Below are 24265 nucleotides of genomic sequence, written 5' to 3'. Positions count from 1 at the left end.
GTCATCGATGACTACGAACGACCCCTCAGCCGACCCGCGCGCGACGTACGACTACGTCGGCGGCGACGTCGCCCGCTCCGGTCTCGTCCGGGACCTCGAATCGCGCGTCGACGGCGACGTGCGCTTCGACGAGTACACGCGCCAGCTGTACGCGACCGACGCCTCCGCCTACGAGGTCGTTCCTCTCGGCGTCGTCTTCCCGACTTCGACCGCGGACGTCGCCGCCGTCGTCGACTACTGTGCGCGGCGGGAGATCCCTGTCCTCCCGCGCGGCGGCGGCACGAGTCTCGCTGGACAGGCCGTCAACGAGGCGGTCGTTCTCGACTTCTCCCGATACATGGACGCCGTCGTCTCCGTCGATCCCGACGAGGAGAGAGCGACCGCGCAGGCCGGAACGGTTCTCGCGGACCTGAACGAGCGCGCCGCCCCACACGGACTGAAGTTCGCGCCCGACCCGGCGGCGGGCAACCGGAGCGTCCTCGGCGGTGCCATCGGAAACAACTCGACCGGTGCGCACTCGTTGAAGTACGGCAAAACCGACTACTACGTCGAGAAAGCAGAGGTCGTCCTCGCCGACGGGACGGTGACCACGTTCGGCGAGATCAAGTTGTCGGAGCTCCGCGAGAAGGCCGACCCCGATTCGTCGGCGTGGGGCGACGACGGCCCCGAAAGCGGCCTCCTGCCGCGCATCTACGCCGAAGTCGTCCGCATCTTCGACGAGGAGGCCGACGAGATAGACGCCCGGTACCCGGAGCTGAAGCGCAACGTCTCGGGGTACAATCTCGACATGTTGGTCGACGAGGCCCGCGGCGAGCGCCGGACGCCCGACGACTCGGGCATCGACCCCGAAAGCGAAGCCGGGTCCGTGAACCTCGCGCGCCTGCTCGCCGGGAGCGAGGGGACGCTCGCAATCGTCACCGAGGCGACCGTCTCGCTCGAACCGATTCCCGAAACGAAGGCGGTCGCGCTTCTGACCTACGAGGACGTCTACGACGCCGCCGCCGACGTCGCGGCTATCCTCGGACACGACCCCGCCGCCGTCGAGCTCATCGACGATGTGCTCATCGACCTCGCACTGGAGACCGCCGAGTTCCACGACGTGGCCGCGTCGCTCCCGGAGGGGACGCGCGGCGCCCTACTGGTCGAATTCTACGCTGACTCCGAGGCGGACGGTCGCCAGCAAGTCGCCGACCTCCTCGCCGCGCGGGTCCCGTCGGCGACCCCCGAAACGACGCCTTCTGAGGGGGTCGAGCTCGACGACGATGCCCGCGCGTTCGCGGCGCTGGAAGCGCACGACGCCGAGGAGCGCGCCGGCCTCTGGAAGATGCGGAAGGCGGCCGCGCCCATTCTGCTGTCGCGGACGACCGACGAGAAGCACATCTCGTTCATCGAGGACTGCGCGGTGCCCGCCGAGCGACTCCCGGAGTACGTCGACCGGTTCCGCGAAGTTATCGACGACTACGACGCGAACACGAGTTTCTACGCTCACGCCGGTCCGGGCGTCCTCCACGTCCGTCCGCTCGTCAGCACCAAGACCGTCGAAGGACTGGAGGCGTTCGAGCGTATCGCCGACTCGGTGACCGACTTCGTCGTCGAGTTCGGCGGTAGCGTCTCGGGCGAACACGGCGACGGTCGCGCCCGTTCTCAGTGGAACCGGAAACTGTACGGCGACCGCCTCTGGCGAGCGTTCCGCGACCTGAAAACCGCGTTCGACCCCGACTGGCTGTTGAATCCGGGCCAGGTCTGTGGCTACGACGAGTCCGAGGCGCTGCCGGCGGATGCACCCTCGCGGGCGAACGTCGTCTCGATGACGGAGAACCTGCGATTCGACCCCGACTACGAGTTCGACCCCGACTTCGATCCGACGCTCGAGTGGGAGAACGCGAACGGCTTTCGGGGAATGGCCGAGCTCTGTCACGGCTGCGGTGGCTGTCGCGGGAAGCAAGACACCACGGGCGGAGTGATGTGTCCGACCTACCGCGCCGCCGACGAGGAGAGCCTCTCGACCCGCGGCCGAGCGAACATGCTCCGGCAGGCGATGAGCGGCGACCTCTCCGAGGAGAGCCACGACGTCGAGTTCATGCGCGAAGTCGTCGACCTCTGCGTCGGGTGTAAGGGCTGTGCGCGCGACTGTCCCAGCGAGGTCGACATGGCGAAGCTCAAAGCCGAGGTCGAACACGCCCACCACGAGCGCCACGGCGCGAGTCTCCGCGACCGTCTGTTCTCGGAGGTCGACCGCCTCAACGCCCTCGGATCGGCGTTCGCACCCCTTGCGAACCTCGCACCGAAGCTTCCGGGCGTGCGGACGATACTGGAGAAGACCGTCGGCATCGCGCGAGAGCGGTCGTTGCCGACGTTCCACCGCGAGACGTTCGTCGACTGGTTCGAAGAGCGCGGCGGCTCCCGCGTTCCGGTGTCGGCGGCCGACAGACGGGCGCTGCTGTTTCCGGATACGTACACGAACTACAACCATCCCGAGGCAGGGAAGGCGGCCGTTCGCGTGCTCGAAGCGGCGGGTGTCCACGTCGCGCTCCCCGACGGCGTCACGTCGACCGGCCGTCCCGCCCACTCGAAGGGGTTTCTCGACCGCTCGCGGGAGCGAGCCGAGACGAACGTGGCGGCGCTGTCTCCTCGCATCGCCGACGGCTGGGACGTCGTGCTCGTAGAGCCGTCGGACGCGGTGATGCTCCAGTCGGACTATCTCGACCTGTTAGGCGGGTCGCTGGCAACAAACGGAATCTCCGTCGCGGACGTCGAAGCGGTAGCGGTCAACACCTACGGCGTGATGGAGTACCTCAACACGTTCCGCCTCGACGAGGCGCTACCGCCGTCGGCACCCGCCGAGTCGCTGACCTACCACGGCCACTGTCATCAGAAGGCGACGCGGAAGGACCACCACGCCGTCGGCGTCCTGCGGCGCGTCGGCTACGAGGTCGACCCGCTGGATTCGGGCTGCTGTGGGATGGCCGGTTCGTTCGGCTACGAGGCCGAACACTACTCGATGAGCGAGGCAATCGGTCGGATTCTGTACGACCAGGTGGACGCGAGCGGCGGCGAGGTCGTCGTCGCACCTGGCGCGTCGTGTCGGACACAGCTCGGCGACCGCGGCGAGTCGGTGCCCGAGCCGCCACATCCCGTCGAGAAGGTCGCCGAGGCGCTGGAGCGCTGAAGCGACGACTCTGGCGTCTTCAAAAATAGAAGGCGGTCAGCGCAAGCGCCGCGTCAGGGCCACAGTCCGCGCGACTCTTTCGCTTCGCCGATTCGAGAAAGCGCGACCGCGTAGGCGCCGTCGCGCCACGTCAGGTCGCGCTCGTCGACCTCGGCGCGGACGGCGTTCCACGCCTTCAGCATCTCCGTCTCCAGTTCCTCGTGGACGCGATCGAGCGGCCACGTCCGGCGGTTGATGTCCTGGAGCCACTCGAAGTACGAGACCGTTACACCACCGGCGTTCGCCAGAATGTCCGGTATCACGGGAACTCCACGCTCTGCGAGAATCGTGTCCGCGGCGAACGTCGTTGGTCCGTTCGCGCCCTCAACGACGAGCTTCGCTTGCACGTCGTCGACGTTGTCGGCGGTGATGACGTTGCTGACGGCGGCCGGGACGAGCACGTCGACGTCGAGTTCCAGCAGCTCCGCGTTCGTGAGCGACTCCGGCGCGTCGTAGCCCGAAACCATTCCCGGGCGTTCGTCGTGTCCCTCGACATCGTTCGTGTCGAGGCCGTCTGGGTCGTAGATGGCACCGTCGACGTCGCTGACGGCGACGATCTTCGCGCCCCACTCGTCAAGGAGGCGGGCCGCGTTCGCGCCGACGCTGCCGAACCCCTGGACGGCGACGTTCGTCTCCTCGATGTCCCAGTCGTAGTAGTCGATGGCCTCGCGCGTGACGATGGCGACGCTCCGGCCGGGTGCCTCCTCGCGGCCGTGGCTGCCGCCGATAGACGGCGGCTTGCCGGTGACGATGCCGGGCGTCGTCTCGCCTTCCTGCATCGAGTAAGCGTCCATGAACCACGCCATCGTCTGCGGATCCGTCCCCATGTCCGGCGCTGGCACGTCCTGTTTCGGTCCGATAACGTCGCGGATCTCCTCGGCGAAGCGTCGGGTGAGCCGTTCGCGCTCCTGTTCGGAGAGTGTCTTCGGGTCGACGGCGACGCCGCCTTTCCCGCCGCCGAAGGGGAGATCCATCACCGCGCACTTCCAGGTCATCCACATCGACAGCCCGATGCACTCCTCGGCGGTGACCTCCGGGTGGTAGCGCAGGCCGCCCTTGTACGGTCCGCGCACGTCGTCGTGTTGGGCGCGGTAGCCGGTGAACACCTCCAGGGTGCCGTCGTCGCGGCGCAGCGGGATGGAGACCTGCTGGACTCGGGTCGGATGTTTCAGCCGTTCGACGACACCCGAGTCGATGTCGACGTTGGCGACCGCGTGTTCCAACTGTCGGCGGGCGTTCGACAGCGTCGATTCGGTGTCTGTCATCTCTGTGGACTCCGTCGCCCGTTCGGTTTGGTCTGTCGGTTCTGTCGTCGTCATCTCAGGCGGTGAACAGCCGTCGAGGGAAGTCCGCGAGCGGTTCGGCGCCGGTCGACGTGACGCGGAACGTCTCGCTGAGTTCGACGCCGAAGTCGTCGAACCACAGTCCCGGAATAGTGTGGAACGTCATATTCTCCTCGAGCACCGTCTCGTCGCCGGGACGGAGACTCGCCGTGTGTTCCCCCCAGTCCGGCGGGTAGCCGAGCCCCATCGAGTAGCCGATACGGTCGGCTTTCTCGACGCCGTACTTCGCGATGGTGTCTCGCCACGCTTTCTCGACTTCCTCGGCGGTGACGCCGGGTTCGGCGGCGTCGAGGGCGGCTTCCATCCCCTCGACGACGATCTCGGCGGTCTCTTCGACCTCCTCTGGCGGGTCGCCGACGAACGTCGTCCGCGCCAGCGGCGAGTGATAGCGGTGCCGACAGCCCGACAGTTCGATGAGCACCGGGTCGCCGTTTCGGAAGGGGCGGTCGGTCCACGTCAAGTGCGGTGTTCCCGTGTAGTCGCCCGATGGCATCAGCGGCACGATAGCGGGGTAGTCGCCGCCGTATTCGTCGGTGCCGTCGATGAGCGCCGAGTAGATGGCTTCGGCCGCCTCGTACTCGGGGACGCCCTCACCGATAGCATCGAGGCCGGCCTGCATCGCGTTCTCAGAGATGCGAGCGGCCTGTTTCATGTACTCCAGTTCGGCCTCTGACTTCTTCACGCGTACCCAGTTAACGAGCAGTGTGATGTCCTCGAAGTCGGCCTCGGGGAGGTTGTTCTGCAGGCGCGTGTAGGACTTCGCGGTGAAGTAGTACGCGTCCATCTCCAGCCCGATTCGACCGTCATCGACGCCGAGGTCCGAGAGCACTTCGGCGAAGAAGTCCATCGGGTGGAGATCACGCGGTGACTGGACGTGGTCGTCGCTGTAGGGTCGGATGCTCTCCTCTGAGAGCCGCGTCGTCGCGCGTGCGCCGGTCGCGTCCATCTGGCGGCCGACCCAGATTGGTTCGTCGCGGTCGGGAGTGAGGATGACGGCCTGGTGGACGTAGAACGACCACCCGTCGTAGCCGGTGAGGTAGTTCATGTTCGCCGGGTCGCTGACGACGGCGGCGTCTAATCCTTCCTCCTCCATCCGCGCTTTCGTTCGGGCGATTCGTCGGTCGTACTCCGCTGTATCGAACACCGCTTGAGCCATGACAACGTCTCGCGTTGTTGGTTCGGGGAGTGGATGTATAACTTTTTTGTGTACATGAGAAACGGATTTTGTGTACCTTCGTTCCCAGGCGCGGCCAGATAGCGGAGCTGGATTCGCGCCACTGATCCGAAACACGTCGTACTCGGTCGAGTGGGGGCGAAGAATCCCGCCTCGAAATTCTCGTCGGTCGAGATCTGAAAGACGAGTACGGGCTTGGGTACCACGAACGCCTCCGGCGGAACGACCACGAATAGTCAGAGCCACCACGCTCTTGTTCCAACGAGGAGCGCACGAACCCTCAAGTTGCCTCCATGGGTCGGCAAGCGATACTTCGAGCGCGAGGAAACCCCGGCGTGGACGCCGGGGTGAATGTCATGCCGGGATAGTGAGCTAGGTCTCGACTCGGAACCGGACTTCAATCTCATCGGGGTCTTCGACTGTGATACCCTGGTCTGTCTCAATCACGGTGAACTCGCTGCCCGCAAGTCGGTCTCGAAGCGTGTCGAGCGCTTGCGCCTCCGGGAGAACCACCTCGAACCAAGACAATCCTCGGCCGCTGACAGGGCTCGTCCGATTATGCCACGCGTTGGCTCCGATGTGGTGGTGGTACCCACCGGCGGACACGAAGAACGCGGCCGGAACGGTCGTTTGAACCTCGAATCCGAGGGTGTCCACGTAGAAATCTTCGAACGCGAATAGTGAGGTGACTTCGAGATGAATGTGTCCGACATCCGTTCCCGACGGTACTCGGGTGCCACCTGCGGCGACGGCTTCGATGCTGGCGAGATTAAGCGGCTCAGTGTCAATTCTGACCCGTCCATCGTCAGTGATGGGCCACTTCTCACGTGGAAAGTCGCGGTAAATCTCGACGCCGTTGCCCTCCGGGTCGGTGAGGTAGAGCGCTTCGCTGACCAGATGGTCGGAGGCACCTCCGAGCTGCCAGTGGTCTCGGACCCGAACTAACGCGTCGCCGAGCGCCTCACGCGAGGGTACTCTGAACGCGTTATGGTAGAGTCCCGCGCCCGTTCGCTGTCGCGTCGGCGCATCTGTATCCTCCTCTAAGATGAGAAGTGGCGTTTCGTCAACTCCGAGAATCGAGCTGGTGTCGGATCGGTGTTGTACGCTGAGACCGACGACGTCCTGATAGAACTCGGTGAGTTCTTCGAGGTCCGAGACCCGAAGCGCTGTCCGTCCGATACGTGTTCCCTGCGGGAGTACGTCTGAGTTGGTTTGGGTGGTCATTCTGGTCACCTTAGAGACCGATATCGAGCGTGTGGCCACGCAGACCACAAAACACGCTGGAGACGACGATAGCGATACCTAAAAGTAGAACGGCAGTGGCCCTGCTGTGGTTTCATTACAGTAACTAGTTTGTAACCAAACCCACATATACCCCAAGTAATAGGTCTGTGACCAAGTAATGGCGGCCCAACCACCGCCGACCGATACGGAGGGAGACGCTGCGGTCGAAAGCGAAATGACGAGGTCTGCAACGTTGTGGGACGCTCGAAGAGATGGGGACGAATTGGCGACCCGCCTGTCGACTCTCTATCGGTTAGTAGAGTGATTGGGGAGAACCGGATTCGACCGCAATGATTTCGGGAGAAGCGCTCTCACTTCGTATCACTCGTTAGTTCTCACTGGGTTAAATAGCAAACGTCTTTGCCTCTTGGTAGTTTGGTTGTTAACTAACAATGAGCCTGAATCTCGATGTAGTAGAGCAGCAAACTCGGGACGGCATCAGACGCCGTTCACGCCGGCGCTCAATCGTCTAACAATGTCTCTCTCACCGACTATCGTCGATTCATCGACGATCCTGCTCGCCGGGACGAGCGAGTGGATCGCGCGATTCGCCGAGGTACTCGAAACACGGACCAAGGCGACTGTGCGGCGGGCACAGACTAAAGGAGAGGCGTTCGACGTCTTCCGAAGTCAGGTTATCGACTGCCTCGTCAGCGAGTACACTCTCGAGGAGGCGACTGGGCTCGAATTACTGAGCGAAATCCGCGCCGAAACCGCCACACTCCCCGTAATACTCGGAACGGCTTGCGGAAGTGAAGCCCTCGCCAGTGAGGCTATCGGAGCCGGGGTGACCGATTACGTCGCCCAGACGGAATCGACCGAACGGATGGTGGAAGAGCTTCTGGACCGCGCCGATCAAGCGATTCGATCCGCACGACATGCGGCGACCCATCGAGAGCGCGCCAGGCAGTTCGATGCAATCTTCGACGATTCGCGGACCGCGACGTGGGTGCTCGATCCAGACGGGTCGCTCACCCGAGCGAACCAGACGGCACGCGAGATGGTCGACGAAGACGTCGAAACCATCGTTGGCGAACCGTTCTGGACGCTCCCGTGGTGGTCACAGTCGGCCGAAACGGAGACAGAAGTGCGACAGATCGTCGAGAAGGCGCTCGATGGGGCGTTCGGTAACGTTGTCGTTCCACAGCCGTCACACATCGAGAACCCGCGCGTCATCGACCTCTCGGTACGTCCGGTCGAGGACGAATGTGGTAATCTCGCCTCGATCGTCGTCGAGGGCGTCGATATCACAGATCGGGTCGATCTCGAACAGAATCTCCGTCAATCCGAGGAACTCCACCGCGTCACACTCAACAACATGACCGATACCGTGCTCATGACGGACGAAAGCGGCGAGTACACCTACGTCTGCCCTAACGTCCACTTCATCTTCGGTTACACGGCCGCGGAGATCCGCGAACTGGGGGCTATCGACGAACTTCTCGGCGAGAATCTCTTCGACCGCGACGAGCTCGCAGAGCATGGCGTCCTAAAGAACATCGAGTGCACGGCGACTGACAAAGCGGGACGCGAACACACGCTTCTGGTCAACGTCCGCGAAGTCTCGATTCAGGACGGAACGCTCCTCTTTAGCTGTCGAGATATCACGAAACGCAAGCAACGTGAGGAAGCGTTGGCGACACTCCACCAGACCGCTCGAGAGTTCCTGTACGTCGAAACCCATCAAGAGATCGCTCAGCACGTCGTCAAGAACACGCCCGGCGTCCTCGATCTCGACGCAAGTGCGGTCTATCTATTCGACGCCGATACCAACGATCTTCGGCCCGTGGCGCATTCGACGGCGATGCGGACGGTGAACGGCCCACTTCCGCCCGTTCACGCCGACGGCGAGACGCTGCCCAGTTTCAGTTTCGTCGAGGACGAGGTGCTGTTTTTCGACGACGTCCACGAGGCGGACCGACTCGAAAACAGGGCGACCGATCTCCGAAGTGCGGCCTACATCCCGCTCGGCAATCACGGGGTGTTCGTCGCCGGTTCGAACCAGGTCGGCGTCTTCGACGACGTGACGCGGGAACTGGCCGATCTCCTCGCGGTAACGGCCGAGGCCGCGCTCGACCGCGTCACCCGAGAGTCACGACTGCGCGAGCAGGACCGGACGCTTCAGGAGCAAAACGAAGAACTGACAGCCCTCAATCGCATCAACGAAACGATTCGGGAGATCGATCAGGCGCTCGTCCAGGCAGAAACGCGAGCGGAGATCGATCATACCGTCTGTGAACGGTTGACCGCTGACAACCGGCTTCGGTTCGCCTGGATCGGGTCGGTCGACCCGACGACTGAGACTATCGAACCACGAGCCTGGGCAGGCACGGAACGCGGGTATCTGGACAGCCAGTCGTTCACCGTCGCCGCGGAAGATACCGAACCGGCCGGACGGACCGCGGCCACCGGCGACGTGACGCTGGTGACTAACGTCGCGGCCAGTCTCCGAGACGAACCGTGGCGGAAGGACGCTCTCTCCCGTGACTATCTCTCCGTACTGAGCATCCCACTCGTGTACAACGACCTCATGCACGGTGTGCTAACGGTTTACGCGCCAACTCAGGACGCGTTCGACGACACCTCGAAAGCCGTTCTGGGCGAGCTCGGTGAAACCATCGCCTCCGCGCTCAGCGCCATCGAACGGAAGAACGCGTTGCTCACGACGTCGATGACGCGTGTGGAGTTCGCCGTCGATGACCCCTCGTTCGTCCTCTCACGGCTCGCCCGGGAGGCGGAGTGTACGCTCTCGTATCAAGGTGGTGTCCAGCAGTCCTCGGAGGGAAGTTACGTGTTCGTCACCGTCGGAGACCCATCCATGGAGGCTGTTGCCGACGCGGCATCGAAGCTGGTCGCAATCGACGATGTGCAACAGATTAGCGCCGACGCTGAGGGCGGCGTCCTCCGGCTGCGGCTCACACAGCCGTTCCTCGCCTTAGAGTTAGCTGACCACGGTGCAATCTTCAGGAAGGCGACTACCGACCCGAGTCAGACCACGCTCGTCGTCGATATTCCGGACAGCATCGACGTTCGAACCATCACGCAACTCGTCCGTGAGACGTTCTCGGCCGTCGAACTCCGGTCTAAGCAGACGCTCGACCAGTCGATAGAGCGCGATTTCTACTCGAAGTTCCTCGAGAAGCTGACGGAACGGCAGCTCGAAGTGATACAGACGGCGTACTACAGCGGCTTCTTCGAGTCACCGCGCGAGAGTACGGGCGAAGAGGTCGCAGAGACGCTCGGAATCAGTCCACCCGCGTTCTCTAAACACGCCCGGACTGTCCAACGCAAACTGTTTGCCACACTGTTCGAGGGGAGCGACCTCTCGGCCGCGACGTCAGTTGAAAAGGTTAAATAACAAACCTCGAAGACCAGTTGCGGTTTGGTACTCAACTGCTGCGTATTCCCTTATACAATTATTACACCCTTGTAGGTGCCCTGGACAGCACGGCACTCACAACCAATCATGAGAGATGTCGAAACCCAACCCGGTCAGGAAAGTTCGTACGAATGCTTCGAGTGTGGTAACATCACAGTCGCGGAAGTCAACCCCGTCACGTGTCCCGATTGCAGCGGTTCGATGCGGAATCGGCAGATGCCAGTCGAGTAATCATGGCATCGACATCCGACAGTAGCCACGACAGGTCCAGTGACGTTCCGATAGAACCGACCGAATCGGAATCAGCGCTCGAAACGGCTCGGCGACAGCTGTATCACGCCGCCAGTCACCTGGATATCGACCCGAACATCGTCGAACGGCTCAAGTATCCGAAGAAAGTCCACGAGGTGACGATTCCCATCGAACGAGACGACGGAACGGTCGAAGTGTTCACTGGCTATCGAGCCCAACACGACAGCGTCAGAGGGCCGTTCAAAGGCGGCCTGCGCTACCACCCCGACGTGACCAAAGACGAGTGTGTGGGCCTCGGAATGTGGATGACGTGGAAATGTGCGGTGATGGATCTCCCGTTCGGGGGTGCCAAGGGGGGAATCACCGTCAACCCGAAGGAACTGAGTACCGGGGAAAAAGAGCGCTTGACCCGTCGATTTGCACAGGAGCTCCGTGATATTATCGGCCCGAACCAGGACATTCCCGCGCCAGACATGGGGACTGATCCGCAGACGATGACGTGGTTGATGGACGCCTATTCGATGCAGGAGGGCGAGACGACGCCCGGTGTCGTCACCGGGAAACCACCGGTCATCGGCGGCAGCCACGGCCGTGAAGAAGCACCCGGGCGAAGTGTTGCGATCATCGCGCAACTGGTTTGTGAGTACTACGACCGACCGCTCGAAGAGACGACGGTTGCAGTCCAAGGCTACGGCAGTGTCGGTGCAAACGCGGCCCGACTACTCGACGACTGGGGGGCGACGGTCGTCGCTATCAGCGACGTGAACGGGGCCATGTACGACCCATCGGGAATCGATACAGCCACCGTACCGTCGCACGACGAGGAACCAGAGGCCGTCACCGAATACGCAGACACCGTCATCTCAAACGACGAACTGCTCACGCTCGACGTCGACATGCTCATTCCGGCAGCGCTGGGGAACGTGCTCACGAAAGAGAATGCGGAGGCGATCGCTGCAGAGTTCGTCGTCGAAGGGGCGAACGGCCCGACGACGTCCACGGCCGATTCGATTCTCGCCGAACGCGACATCGTGGTGATTCCCGACATTCTCGCCAACGCTGGCGGCGTCACGGTGAGCTACTTCGAGTGGCTCCAGGACATCAACAGACGGGCGTGGCCGCTCGAACGGGTGAACGACGAACTCGAAGCGGAGATGCGGTCGGCCTGGTGCGCCGTCCAAACCGAATACGAACGCCGAGACGTCACTTGGCGCGACGCGGCCTACATCGTTGCGCTCTCTCGCATCGCCGAAGCGCACGAAGCGCGCGGGCTCTGGCCGTAGTCCGGGTCTCGTCTTTTCGGTCATCAGATGGACACCATCGGCAATTTCGCGTGGTTTCACCGGAGAGACCGGGATCAGAAAAGAGAACAACCGCCACGAGCAGCTTCGAACCTCTCTCTTCGTCGTAGTTTGACACCCATAGATAGAGAAGGCTTATGGAGCGAATCGATAGATGCAGAGCCATGTCCAGCGTAGGCGTGGCTGCTCGCAGTAACGAGATGGTGGGCAGCCGTGGGTGACGACTCGGGTCCCACTGTCGACCGACGGACTGTGCTCAGCGCGCTCGCCAGTGTTAGCGCGGTTGGGGCGGCTGGCTGTTCGGCGCTCGAACGGGGAGAAGACGGCCAAACAACCGAGGTAGACGCCGGGCCCGCCCGAGAGTTGGCGACGAGGTTCGCCCCGACGGTGTATTTCGACGTGAACGAACCGTGGTTCCCCACGGACCCGCGTCCGTATACGACCGAGCGTGACGGTGAGACCATCGTCGATGGGTTCGACGCCTTCGACGGATACCACGAGCGGTACACCGGAGAGGATCCACCGAATCCATCGGTGTTCTACAACACCGTCGAGTACGAGAATTCGTCACTCACGGTCGTCCAGTACTGGTTTTACTCGGTGTTCGACCAGTTCACGACGAACTTTCACTGGCACGACTGGGAAGTGCTGCATGTCTTCGTCGATACCGAAACCGACGAGCCGCAACTGTACGTCGCCAGTTCTCACTCTCGGAAGGTTCCGAACAACGAGTTCCTCGACCCAGATCCGCAGGTGGTTCCGCGAATCCTTTCGGAGCTCGGCTCGCATTCGAGCACGCTCTCGGTCAACGACGTCCCGGACCGGTTCCAGCGGGTCACCGTCGACGACTTGACCGCGGATATCACGAACACCTCAATCGAGAGTATCGAGGACCTCACAGACATCACCCTCCCACTCGCGTACGGATTGCCGCGGGACGAAGGGTCGCGGTTACCGTACGTGGTCCCGGAGTACGAGGACGCGCCGATATACGACCACGAGAGATTACCGTCCGTCACAGCCGATTCATTGATCGATTCGGAATTGACGATTCGGTCGTACGACGCGCTGACGTCGCCACCGACGGACCTGCCGACGCGCGAGACGGGGCTCGTCTTCGGACACCGCGACCGAGACGCCGACGCAGACCTCGAGTACGAACTCGTGCCGACTGCCGAGATTGAACACATCACGGACTTCACTGGGCCGCAGTTGAGCTTCGAGTTCGCCGTTCCCGCGGTGGTCGAGGACGCTCTCGCCACTCACATCACGACGACGGGGGCGCCGTGGAATCAGCCCCGATACGAGAACCCGGCCGCCGACATCACCGACCCCAGACATCGGGCAGCGTTGGCTGACCGCTACGACGCCATTAGCGACCCGGCACCCGTTCACATGGTAGCGACACGTGTCACCGAAACGGTCACGAGCGACGACGCGCCCGAGAACGAGGGGCTGACGACGACGGAGACATCAGTCGAATCACTCGCTCTCTTAGAGAGCGACCCCGAAGCCGTTCCGACGTTCGGTGGTCTCGCGGTGATACGAGACGTGCCGGCCGGCGAGCACCGATTGACAGTCAACGGCGCCGGCCGAGCGCCGTACAGCGAACGGGTGACCGTATCCGATGACGAGACGGTAACCGCGGCCGGCGTCGACGGTGAAATACCATTGATCGCGCGTGAGCACGCGACGAAACTGGAAATTTTCGGAGAGAAGGCTGCGGTCGACCTTGCGACAGTGGCTGTCGAAGACGACTTCGCCGGTCGGCTCTACGAGTCGCCGGTAGATAGAAACGACGCGCTCTACGTCCACGTCGGCGGGGCATACACGACAGAGGTTCGAGACCGAGACGACGCCGTCGGTGCGTACCGGGTCAATCCGTCTCCCGAAGAGGCGTCGGGTGTACGCATCGAACTCCCCGAGACGGGCAAAGCACCCCTCTCGGAGTTCGTCGCAGATATCGCTGAGGAGACGCGAGCCGCAGTTGCGGCGCGTAGTAGTGGAGACGGCAAAGAGACGGAGCGTGGGTCGTCGAACGCGGTTCGGGGGCTCGAACGCTCACTCGCAGCCGTCGTCGAATCCGCAGAACGAGCCGCCGAGCGAGCGCGCGCTAAGGAACGTGGAAATACCGACAGACAACTCGAAGTGGTCGTCGAACGGCTTCAGCGAGCGGAAACTCGGCTCGTCGAAGCGAAAGACGACCTCTCGGAACCGCTCACGAACGCCACCGAAAACAGACTCGAACAGGCGAATCGACGCACCGAGCAGGCGCAGAACTCCAAGAAGTTGTAGCCGGAGCCCATACTTACAGAGCCAACTAGTTCCAGAGTCGCTACTCTGAGAGTGTAGACCATATATGGATTTCCGTTTATCTCATCAACAAATAATGGTTTGGCAAAATTGTGCTATACGGAGTTTGTAGTCAACACAATAGGCGACGTTATTCGTGCCGAACCTGCTGAATTTTCGGGTGTTTTCTGTACGTCGTCAAACTGGAATAGATCTGAAGCCAAATAGAGATGGTGAGCGACCATGAGCACCGGCAGAGTTCTGAGACTGATCTCTCGTACTATCAATGGAGTAGAAGCGCTAGTCAACACCGAGTCAGGTGAGATCTTCATTGACGTGCGGATTTGGCTTTCTTTTCACAACATCAGTACTGGATACGCACCCTAGGCTCAACACCGACTGACCAAACTCCCTGTTCACCGTAACGGCAACATTGACCAACTGAGAGAGTACATTCAGCGGAGTAGTAGCACTAGATGAGATAGCTCACGGAACGGGGGATTTATTCGAACTGCGAGAACGGTCGTGGTGAGAACTAGCACTTGTTTCCTCGCTGTGACGGCCAGCTGAACCATCGGGGTCACCGCCTAGACTCAGTCTGTCTGTATGACTTTCCCACTACTAGTGTCCTTGAACTTCTTCTCGTCACAGTTTGGGCATTCGTCCTTGAGGGGTGCAAGCGAGTCCTCTTCTTTTCTTGCTATCACGAACTCACCACAGGAGAGACAGGTCACTAGTTCCATAGCCCGTTGGCTCCATTCAATTTGATGGTTGAAGAGAAATTCTTCGAGGCGGGGTTGTCCCAGATAGCTGACCGCATTGGACCGAGGGTCGTAATCGACCGCCCCATATCGAGCGAGTTTCGGCAAGTCCAGATGGTGAAGGGTAATTTTTGCTTTCTCCAGATCATCGACCCCACTATCCTGGGTGACGAGGAAATCCGCGAGTTCGGTGAGTGTAGCGTTGGTGTCTTCGCTCACCTGAAAGTAGCGAAGGACTTGCCGCCGAGTTTCACTTGCGAGTATAGTATACAGCGCATCAGTGGGCGGGTTCTCTCCACTACTGCCTGCAGATTCTTCGTCTACCATTCGTAAATAGACCTAGGCGGTTCAGGCGGTGTCAATTCTTGTCTTGACTCGTCTGCCCTTTTTTAGGTCCGAGTGACGGAGGGGTGTTAGCGGGCTGCCGAGGAGAGCAGCAGCGGTCGTAACATCTTCTCGTTACCGCGACGGATGCGGTCCGAGATTGCCTGTTTCGTAATTCCGAGTTCCTCCGCCAGCTCGTCGAGGGTCACCTCGCTGGGAGTGTCGAAGTAGCCCCGTTGAAGGGCGAGCACTAACGCCTCGCGCTGTTCATTCGTTAGACCGAAATCCCGGCGGCGAGCCCCCTCTTCCGTGAAGGTGTACGTCCGAATGATATGGACCGAGATATCGTGATCGGTCAGGTAATTGTGGAAGTTAGTCAGTCTCTCGTGGTCCATGAACCGAACGCGGAACGTCCAATTTCGGTCGCCGAAGGCCTCAAGGACCGTCGCCTCCGCCTCCGCCAGGCCCTTGATGAGTCCCTCCGGTTGACCCTCCCACTCGATTCGATAGAGCCCCCCGTCGTCTACCCGGTCGAGAGCGAGCAGTTCCTGAACCGAATCACTCTCTCTCATGTTCGCTTCGAATCGTGGGAGGTCTTCGTTCGGGTCCCTCTCTGTAGAGACCCAGACGAACGGCATGGTGTGACCTCCCGTCGGGACGATGCGTTCGAGTTCGAAGCGCATGTCACCCGATCCCGAGAGCACATGGCCGAGTTTGAATTGGTCAGAACGGATGGTGAACTCCAAGAGAACGCTCATAGTTCACTGTCAGGGGCTACTCGTGTAGAACTTCTCCTTGATGTCGATTACGACCTTGGTTCAGGGTCTGAAATCTATGCACACGCGGATTTGCCAAGAACCCGTCTCCCACAGTTGCGGCGTCGAAGCAAGACACAATCAGCCATGCAGATTATCATCGTTCGTGATAAATCGGTGTTGCCCGCCTAATTACGGAATCAGACACCGGATACGACAGTCCGTCCGCGTCGCTATCGGCGAGTGAAAACGACCCTCGTTAGTCACCGCGTCGCCCCCGACTACGGTTCGACGAGACGACTGCCGAGAGTCGGTCGCAGAGTCAGTCGCCTGCTATCTCCTGTTGGTCGAACTGCTCGGTCGCCTGCGTGACCTCTTCGAGCGCCTGCTCTTCTTCTCGGAGCGTCTCGGCTAAGATATCGGCTGCTTCGTCGTGACCGGTCTTCTCTGCCAGCGAGGTGATACTCCCGTACGAGGCGATCTCGTAGTGCTCTGTCTTCTGTCCGACTTCCATGTTGTATCGGTCGAGCACCTCTCCCTCGTTCTCCTGTGCAAACTGTTCGTGTTCGTCTATCAGCGCCTTCACAACCTGCTCTTCTTTCTCCTGCGGTTCTTCGCCTATCTGCTCGAACACCTGTTCCAGCCGTTCTACGTGCTCCATCGTCTCGTCGCGATGTTCCGTGAACGCTTGGCTGGCGGCCTCGTCGTTCGTCTGGTCGGCGAGGGTCTCGAGCGCATCGACGAGTTGTTGTTCCGTGTAGTACAGTTCCTGGAGTCCTTCGACGAAGAGTTCGTCTATCGAGTCGGTAGTCATGATTTCCTCTAGGTCTGTGTTGGGTCGCCAATTGAATGAGCGGTGGGCCTGTATACGCAGGCGGTCGACGATCAGGAGTGACGTCTGACAACCCAGTCCACTAGTCCGGGGACGATCCCGTCTTCAAACGATAAATTCGTCGCTCTGGACTCTACGCATCCGTCGACACGAGGGCGAATCAACAAAAAGTCACGCGCCCACTACGTTTGGCACTCCTTCGGAATACGATTGCGAGACCGGAGTTGGGACCGCGGCTACCGCACCGAGATGTCGCACACGGCCGCCGACCCGGATACCCGCAGTTCAGATCACTCCAGGTCGAAGCGGTCGAGGCTCATCACTTTGTCCCACGTGTCTACGAAGTCACGGACGAATTTCTCCTCTGCGTCGTCGGAGGCGTAGACATCCGCGATGGCTCGAAGCCGGGCGTTCGACCCGAAGATGAGATCCACGCGGGTACCCGCCCACTCGACGTCACCCGTCTCGCGGTCGCGCAACTCGTAGATGTCGTGGGCGTCCGAGGGCGCCTCCCACCCCATGATGTCTTTGTCTTCGGAATCCGAGGCCGCTTCCCACTCGTAACTCATGTCGAGCAGGTTCACGAAGAAGTCGTTGTTCAACGTCTCCGGTTCGTCGGTGAAGACGCCGAGTTCGGAGCCCTTGAAGTTCGCGTTCAGCGCGCGCATGCCGCCGACCAGAACCGTCATCTCGGCGGCCGATAGGTCCAGCAGGTCGGCCCTGTCCACCAGCAACTCCTCGGCCGACAGGTCGTGTCCGTCCCCGAGGTAGTTACGGAACCCGTCGGCTTTCGGTTCGAGCGCCTCGAACGACTCAACGTCGGTCTGTTCCTGCGAGGCGTCTGTGCGTCCCGGCTCGAACGGAACCTCTACGTCGTAGCCGGCGTCCTTTGCGGCCTTCTCGACGGCCGCAGAGCCGCCCAGAACGATCAGGTCGGCCAGCGAGACTCTCGTCTCGTCGGACCGCGAACTGTTGAACTCCTCCCGAATCTCTTCGAGGGTCCCGAGCACCGTCTTCAACTGCTCGGGTTCGTTTACTTCCCAGCTCTTCTGCGGTTCGAGGCGGATGCGGGCTCCGTTCGCGCCACCGCGCTTGTCGCTGTCGCGGTACGTCGACGCCGACGCCCAGGCGGTCTTGACGAGCTGGGAGACGGACAGCTCCGAAGCGAGAATCTCCTCTTTGAGTTCGGCTATCTCCTCGTCCCCGATCAGTTCGTAGTCGGCTTCGGGGACGGGGTCCTGCCAGAGCATCTCCTCGTCCGGGACCTCCGGACCGAGGAGTCGAGTCGGCGGGCCCATGTCACGGTGGATCAGCTTGTACCACGCCTTCGCGAAGGCCTCCTGGAACTCGCGGGGGTTCTCCTGGAAGCGCTCGATGATCTCCCGGTAGTCCGGATCCCGCTTCAGCGCGATGTCCGTCGTCAACATCATCACGTCTTCCTTCTCCGACGGATCCTCGGCGCCCGGTGCGACGCCATCGAGCGTGTCGTCCTTCGTGGTCCACTGCCACGCACCGCCGGGACCTTTCTGCGGCTCCCACTCGTGGTCGAGCAGGTTGCCGATGTAGCTCATGTCCCACTGCGTCGGCGTGGCGTTCCACGGACCCTCTATCCCGCTGGTGATCGCGTCGCTCCCCTTGCCGGAGCCGTGGCTGCTCTCCCAGCCGAGGCCCTGCTGGTCGATGGGGGCCGCCTCGGGTTCGGGGCCGACGTGGTCGTCGGGGCTGTCGGCACCGTGGACCTTCCCGAACGTGTGTCCGCCGGCGATGAGCGCGGCCGTCTCCTCGTCGTTCATCGCCATCTTGCCGAACGACTCTCGGATGTTCTCGGCCGATCCCATCGGATCCGGCTGACCGTCCGGCCCTTCCGGATTCACGTAGATGAGGCCCATCACGGTGGCGGCGAGCGTCCCCTCGAGTCCCCCCTCGTCGTCGAAGCGCTCGGACGCTTCCCACTCGTCTTCGGGCCCCCAGTCGACGGCCTCGTCGGGCTCGAAGGCGTCTTCACGCCCGCCGGCGAAGCCGAACGTCTCGAATCCCATCGACTCTAGGGCGACGTTTCCGGCCAGAACTATCAGGTCGGCCCACGAGAGTTTGCGGCCGTACTTCTGCTTGACCGGTCCGAGCAGTCGACGCGCTTTGTCGAGGTTCGCGTTATCGGGCCAACTGTTGAGGGGGGCAAAGCGTTGGGTACCGCCGGACGCGCCACCGCGGCCGTCGGTAGTGCGGTACGTACCGGCGCTGTGCCACGCCATCCGGATGAAGAGCGGTCCGTAGTGGCCGTAGTCAGCCGGCCACCAATCCTGCGACGTCGTCATCACTTCTTCAATGTCCGCCTTCACCTCGTCGAGGTCAAGTTTCTGGAACTCCTCAGCGTAGTCGAACTCCTCGCCCATCGGACCGGCTTGACGAGCGTTCTGGTCGAGGATGTTCAGGTTCAGCTGATTCGGCCACCAGTCTTGGTTGGACCTAGTCATCATCGAACGATTACTGCTTTTGCCTGTTAAGATTGTCTATTCGACAAGGAAACCTTCGCTGTAGACGAAGAAGACTGCCGAGTTAATGAACTTTTGTCGGTGACGGATCGCGCGCTGTAGTCAGTAGACGACTCGTATTGGGCTCAAAAGACTCGTAAATCGGTATCGTGTGGACTGGTTTCGTCAAAAATCCGCTCGACCGCCGGGCTACGGGTACAGATACCCCATGGAAGCGGAGCGGCGGCGGAGAGTGGGGGTGCTAGCCACGAACCGCCACCTGTTCTGCGGACTATGCTGGGGATGGTTCAGTCTCTCGTATGTCAACCGGGGCGCCTGGGACTGAGACCATATTGATAGTGGGTAGCAAGGTACATAGTCCGACAACCATATTACTGAGGTTGGAACGTGTCAGCGGTCGTTTTGGGGGTACCCAAAAGAGGGTGGAGGCAGTCCGGATCCGGAACCGACGCCGCCGAACTCGATACTCGAAGAGGCGGTCAGAGCCCGTGTTTTGAGCTACGAATCTACGTCAAACGAATCGAATTTTCGACGCTGTAGAGATAGCCTTTGAGGATGAGTCGTTCTAAAATCTCTTCTGGATGGGAGCTGCCCGTCGCGCAGATGGCTGCAAGGGCGTCAACGGGTGAGAGGACACCGTCGGTATATTCCGCGAGCTGCCGGATGCGAGTGTAGGCCTCCTGTTCGATATGCGTAAGTGGAGTTTCGGTGTTCCGCATCATTTATACATCCCCAGAGCTCTGGCTTGACTTTTTGGTTAAAGGTTGTTTAATTGATGTTAACACCACAACCACGGTCTCGGTTCTCGAAAGATAGGAGAACGCTGGTTTCGCCAGTCGAGAGCTCGATGGAGCTCCGTCCCTCGTCGTTCGACATCGGTCCCACGACCTCGGTCCCTCCATCGAGAATCTCGATAGACCGAACCGACGGGCCGCTTACGGAGTCAGACACCCCACCATTTCCGAAGCTTTTGAGTCGAGTTGCTCTTTCGGAAGTTCGCGACCCGCAAGTGTGGCCACTCCACCGTTTCCGAAGCTTCCTCGCCCGCCACTCGCCGACGACTGATCCGACCGGAAGAGCCCTCATCAGAGTCGAGTGTACTCCACTGTTTCCGAAGCTCTGGCCGGACGAGAAGTGATGGGAGGATGCTCGGGAAAATGTCGCTCAGTAATCGGAGATATCGGACTGGAGTACGTCGTTTTTACTGGCATCCGATTCGATCGACTCGGCGATCTCTTCGAATCGAGAGATAGAGAGGAGTACGTTGAGCACCGCATCCAGCGGGACGTTGAGTTCGTACTCGTGATACCGCCCGGCCGAGAGCCCCTCGTTTCGCTCGTAGACGTTGATCAGTCCGAGCATGTTCAGATCGGACAGGTGGTCACGGACCCGCCGGCCGCTCACGCTGTCCGCGTCAAGTTGGTTACAGATGGTGACGTACTGCTCGTAGAGGTCGCGGGAACGAACCGGGACTTCGTCGTGTGCCTCGTGGTACGCGAGCGCGCAGAGAACGACGTGTCCCTGCGTCGTGAGTTCCTGCATTCCTTCGTAAAGTTGGTTCTTTTCGAGTTCGTCCTGTGCACCACGGACGTGGTCGTCGGTCACAGTGGCGACATCTCCCGCCTGAGCGAGTTCTCCAGCCTCTCGAAGCAGCCGAATCGCCTGTCGAGCAGACCCGGTGTCTTGAGCCGAAAGTGCAGCGCACAACGGTACGACGTCGCTTTCGAGCACACCGTCGTGGAACGCTTTTTCCGCCCGGGGTTCGAGGATCGATCGAAGTTGGTTTGCGTCGTACGGTGGAAAGAGGATCTCTTTTTCGGCCAGCGTGTCCTTGACTTTCGGAGAGAGGCTATCTCTGAACTGAAAGTCGTTGCTGATGCCGACGATGACGGGTTGGACGGTCTCGACGTAACCGTTCGAACGCGCGCGTGGAAGCCCGTAGAGGATGTCGTCGGAGTCGCCGATGTTGTCGATCTCGTCGAGGACGATGACGACGGTATCGCCGAACGAGTCGAGTTCTTCGTAGAGGATGTCGAAGATGCGCTGTTGGGAGTACCCGGTCGTACTGATACGGTCTTTCCCTTTTTCGAGTCGGAGTTCGTTGACTAGCGAGACTGCAACTTGATACGACGAGGAGAGGTTCTCACAGCCGACCCAGACCGTCGAGAGGTCGATGTCATCGTACTTCTCGGCGTCGCGCTCAAGATGCGAGAGCATGAACTTCGTCGCAACCGTCTTTCCAGTTCCCGTCTTCCCGTACAGAAAGATGTTCGAGGTCGGACGGTTGTCGATGATCGGTTGTAACGCTCGTTGGTACTTTGCGAGTTCTTTATCTCGTTCGCGGATATCTTCCGGCTCGTACGAGTCGTCCAACGGTTCGGCGTCGGCGAACACGAGTCGGTCCCGCTCGAACATCCCCATGGCACGAACACACATAGAGTATTGGCATAAAACCACCGCTTCCGAAGCGTCCGAAGCTTGGTGGTACTAATACTCGTGAGACACCACCGCTTCCGGAGCACTGTTTCTTTATATCACCCTCTCACTCCACCATTTCCGAAGCTATCGTCTCAACGGATACCCCTCGTTGAGACGGAGTAGTGTAATAGCGGAGGTTTTAATAGTGTAGAATATGAACCAAACCCGTACTACTACATACTACAAATGTAATGGATATGGTATTATTGTTCTAGGAGAAAGTCTTCGGAGACACTCCGTGGAAATGCGGCAACATCGTCTGGATCTTCGAGGAGGGCCTCCCTTTGTACGAGGATAGCTTCGGAAATGGTGGAGTGAGGGTCTCCGAGAATCCAGCTTCCTCAAAAGCTTCGGAAATGGTGGTGTGTCTCCACGATTCGAAGAGAAACGAAACTGTTACTAATTAGCTGAGAACTCTCACATTCGACGAGATATTTCTTCTCGAACAGACCACTCTTTCCGTAGAAACCTAGTTCGGGTACTAACCGCGATACAAGCCGCATAGCGGCAGATAACTCCGGAACGAGTGGAGGGGGTCTTTCGAGCTTGGCTCTCCGATTCCGGCTTCGATGCAGTCACGGGAGGACAGTGTCTTTCTCCGGAGTACTCTATTTGTCTCGACTAACCGAGCGCAATCCGGAGATTCGAGAGTACAGTCGGCTACGGGTCTACTTCTGCTCGAGTGTTTTCCGAGGCCGTCCATCCGGCGCACGACTGTCGAACACGACTCAATGCCGCGTCGATCTGTCGAGGAAACTCACGTGACAACCGGCCTCCTCGTAGACAGGTAGTTCATACCACGACACAGCTATCCAAATCAATCGTCGAAGGTCATCCCATAGCCCCACTCCTCGAGATGAACTTCGGCCTCGTCGAGGTGCTCGAGCCCAACTCGCATCAGAGCTTCTCGGAGGTCAGTTAGTGAGATATCGTCGTTGAACCGTTCTTCCATCTCACGGAGCGCGTCACGTTCGGCGTTTTTCGTCTCGGGCTGGAGAAACAGCGGAACGCGAGTTCGCCCGTCTTGGACTCCATCGCGGCGGAATTTGTACGGAATCTGCATCGTTCGCTGCTGCGTCGACTGATTCCGAGAGGTTGTCTCCGTCTCTTCTTGCGCCTCCTCTGTCGATATATCACCCGACGGTTTATCGTCTTGCGTTTCAGGTTCGACGTCTTCGGCGAAGGGGTCTTCGCCAGCACCCTCTTTCATCCCCGTCATGGCAGCGGCACCTCGTGCGTAAGGTCACCCGGTTCTGGAGGGTTTGGGGCTTCGATACCGACTGTTTCCTCCAGGTGACGTGCGAGCCGGTCGAACTGCGCGAGCGTCTCCAGTTCATACTCTCGGTCGCGATCGCGGTGTTCGCGGACGTAGGTGAACGCCGAACACTGCTGCATCCAGCAACCTTCCATCAACGATGCCCGCTCGCCGATAACCTCCGGGATCGCGTAGTCGATCTCATTGAGAACGGTACGCTGGTCTCGGGTATCCTTGAACGCGACAGGAACGGCAGCGAGTACGCCGACGTCGATGTCGAGTTGTTCTTCGAAACCGGCGACGAGCGCTTCCAACCCTTCAACCGCCGCCCGCCCTTTGGCACTCGGTTCGACGGGAATGACGAGCGACCGAGTGGCGTGAATCGCGTTATAGAGATGTGGCCCCTCCGTCGCAGGAGGGTCGCAGATGAGTACGTCGTACTCGTCGGGAACGTTTGCCTCACGGAGAACGCGAAGTAGTTGCGCGTGGACGCCGAACGCTTCGCCCATTGCCTCCGATTGGTCTTTCTCTCGCTGGAGGTACTCCGAGAGGTCCGAGAGCATATTGTGTTCGGGAACGATGTCGACGCCTTCGACTGTCCGAATCAGATCCTCGAACTCGCCCTTCGGACGGCGGATCATGTGTCGAACGAGATTGTCCACCGACTCGGTTCGCTGGTCGTCGACGCCGAAGAGTCGAGAGAGGTCACCGTCCTGGGGGTCAAGTGGGACGACGAGTGGTTTGAGTCCCGCACGCGCGTGCGCGACTGCCAAGTTTGCCGCGGTCGTGGTTTTTCCCACCCCGCCAGCTTCACTGTACGTCGAGTACGCTAACATGTACTCGTCATGAGTGGCACCCCTCTTGAATGTACGTCAGACACACCAATGAGTGGACGACATGGATGAATGTACTGAACACACCTAATGGATATACTCAATGAACAAACCCAATGAACAACATGGGTGAATACACTTCTGAGCGAAGTATCCGAGGTCGATCTGCGACGGTTACGACGAAGCTGTGTCTGACGTTTCTTAGTTCTAGTCAGCACCCATGACTGCTCTAATTGCCGTTAGCACCACCCAGAGCGATGAACAAAACTGATGAACACAGTTATTGAATACAACTACTGAAC

General features: G+C 60.4%; 15 protein-coding genes. 5 read left to right on the top strand and 10 right to left on the bottom strand.

Annotation, left to right across the window (positions count from 1 at the left end; translation table 11 throughout):
- Positions 1–7: 7 nt before the first annotated feature.
- Complete coding sequence (locus LAQ73_RS15850; RefSeq protein WP_224270967.1) at positions 8–3169, top strand: FAD-binding and (Fe-S)-binding domain-containing protein; 3162 nt, start codon at positions 8–10, stop codon at positions 3167–3169.
- 53 nt (positions 3170–3222) lie between these two features.
- Here the strand turns inward: LAQ73_RS15850 and gdhB (LAQ73_RS15845) are convergent, their stop codons facing one another.
- From gdhB (LAQ73_RS15845) to LAQ73_RS15835, 3 genes are all read right to left on the bottom strand, one after another.
- Positions 3223–4473, bottom strand: coding sequence for a glutamate dehydrogenase GdhB (gene gdhB / locus LAQ73_RS15845; protein WP_224270966.1), 1251 nt, complete (start codon positions 4471–4473; stop codon positions 3223–3225).
- A 55-nt stretch (positions 4474–4528) separates the two neighbouring features.
- Complete coding sequence (locus LAQ73_RS15840; protein WP_224270965.1) at positions 4529–5707, bottom strand: M24 family metallopeptidase; 1179 nt, start codon at positions 5705–5707, stop codon at positions 4529–4531.
- A 390-nt stretch (positions 5708–6097) separates the two neighbouring features.
- Positions 6098–6949 (bottom strand): VOC family protein, encoded by an 852-nt coding sequence (locus LAQ73_RS15835; protein WP_224270964.1) that lies wholly within the window; start codon positions 6947–6949, stop codon positions 6098–6100.
- A 535-nt stretch (positions 6950–7484) separates the two neighbouring features.
- Between LAQ73_RS15835 and LAQ73_RS15830 the strand changes: the two genes are divergently transcribed.
- The 4 genes from LAQ73_RS15830 to LAQ73_RS15815 all read left to right on the top strand — a co-directional run bounded on the left by LAQ73_RS15830 (position 7485) and on the right by LAQ73_RS15815 (position 14236).
- Positions 7485–10367: a bacterio-opsin activator domain-containing protein gene (locus LAQ73_RS15830; protein ID WP_224270963.1), complete on the top strand. Its 2883-nt coding sequence runs from the start codon at positions 7485–7487 to the stop codon at positions 10365–10367.
- Between the two features lie 108 nt (positions 10368–10475).
- Positions 10476–10619: a rubrerythrin-like domain-containing protein gene (locus tag LAQ73_RS15825; protein ID WP_224270962.1), complete on the top strand. Its 144-nt coding sequence runs from the start codon at positions 10476–10478 to the stop codon at positions 10617–10619.
- 2 nt (positions 10620–10621) lie between these two features.
- Positions 10622–11923 (top strand): glutamate dehydrogenase GdhB, encoded by a 1302-nt coding sequence (gene gdhB, locus LAQ73_RS15820; RefSeq protein WP_224270961.1) that lies wholly within the window; start codon positions 10622–10624, stop codon positions 11921–11923.
- Positions 11924–12154: 231 nt separating this feature from the next.
- The gene (locus tag LAQ73_RS15815) at positions 12155–14236 is read left to right on the top strand and encodes a hypothetical protein (RefSeq protein WP_224270960.1); all 2082 of its coding nucleotides are present in this window, start codon (positions 12155–12157) and stop codon (positions 14234–14236) included.
- Positions 14237–14826: 590 nt separating this feature from the next.
- Here the strand turns inward: LAQ73_RS15815 and LAQ73_RS15810 are convergent.
- The 7 genes from LAQ73_RS15810 to LAQ73_RS15780 all read right to left on the bottom strand — a co-directional run bounded on the left by LAQ73_RS15810 (position 14827) and on the right by LAQ73_RS15780 (position 23966).
- Positions 14827–15321, bottom strand: coding sequence for a DUF7344 domain-containing protein (locus LAQ73_RS15810; RefSeq protein WP_224270959.1), 495 nt, complete (start codon positions 15319–15321; stop codon positions 14827–14829).
- 86 nt (positions 15322–15407) lie between these two features.
- Complete coding sequence (locus LAQ73_RS15805; protein ID WP_224270958.1) at positions 15408–16076, bottom strand: helix-turn-helix domain-containing protein; 669 nt, start codon at positions 16074–16076, stop codon at positions 15408–15410.
- Positions 16077–16395: 319 nt separating this feature from the next.
- Positions 16396–16887 (bottom strand): YciE/YciF ferroxidase family protein, encoded by a 492-nt coding sequence (locus tag LAQ73_RS15800; RefSeq protein WP_224270957.1) that lies wholly within the window; start codon positions 16885–16887, stop codon positions 16396–16398.
- Positions 16888–17195: 308 nt separating this feature from the next.
- Positions 17196–19379, bottom strand: coding sequence for a catalase/peroxidase HPI (gene katG, locus LAQ73_RS15795; RefSeq protein ID WP_224270956.1), 2184 nt, complete (start codon positions 19377–19379; stop codon positions 17196–17198).
- Between the two features lie 1182 nt (positions 19380–20561).
- Positions 20562–21818, bottom strand: coding sequence for an orc1/cdc6 family replication initiation protein (locus LAQ73_RS15790; protein ID WP_224270955.1), 1257 nt, complete (start codon positions 21816–21818; stop codon positions 20562–20564).
- A gap of 874 nt (positions 21819–22692) precedes the next feature.
- On the bottom strand, positions 22693–23094 hold the full coding sequence (locus LAQ73_RS15785) for a DUF7970 domain-containing protein (protein ID WP_224270954.1): 402 nt from the start codon (positions 23092–23094) through the stop codon (positions 22693–22695).
- Positions 23091–23966 carry a ParA family protein gene (locus LAQ73_RS15780; protein WP_224270953.1) on the bottom strand — a complete coding sequence of 292 codons (876 nt, stop codon included), beginning with the start codon at positions 23964–23966 and terminating at the stop codon, positions 23091–23093. The genes LAQ73_RS15785 and LAQ73_RS15780 overlap by 4 nt, the downstream gene beginning before the upstream one ends.
- Positions 23967–24265: the final 299 nt, after the last annotated feature.

The sequence above is a fragment of the Haloprofundus salinisoli genome (assembly GCF_020097815.1).
GTDB lineage: Archaea > Halobacteriota > Halobacteria > Halobacteriales > Haloferacaceae > Haloprofundus > Haloprofundus salinisoli.
This window is presented reverse-complemented; position numbering and strand designations above follow the sequence as displayed.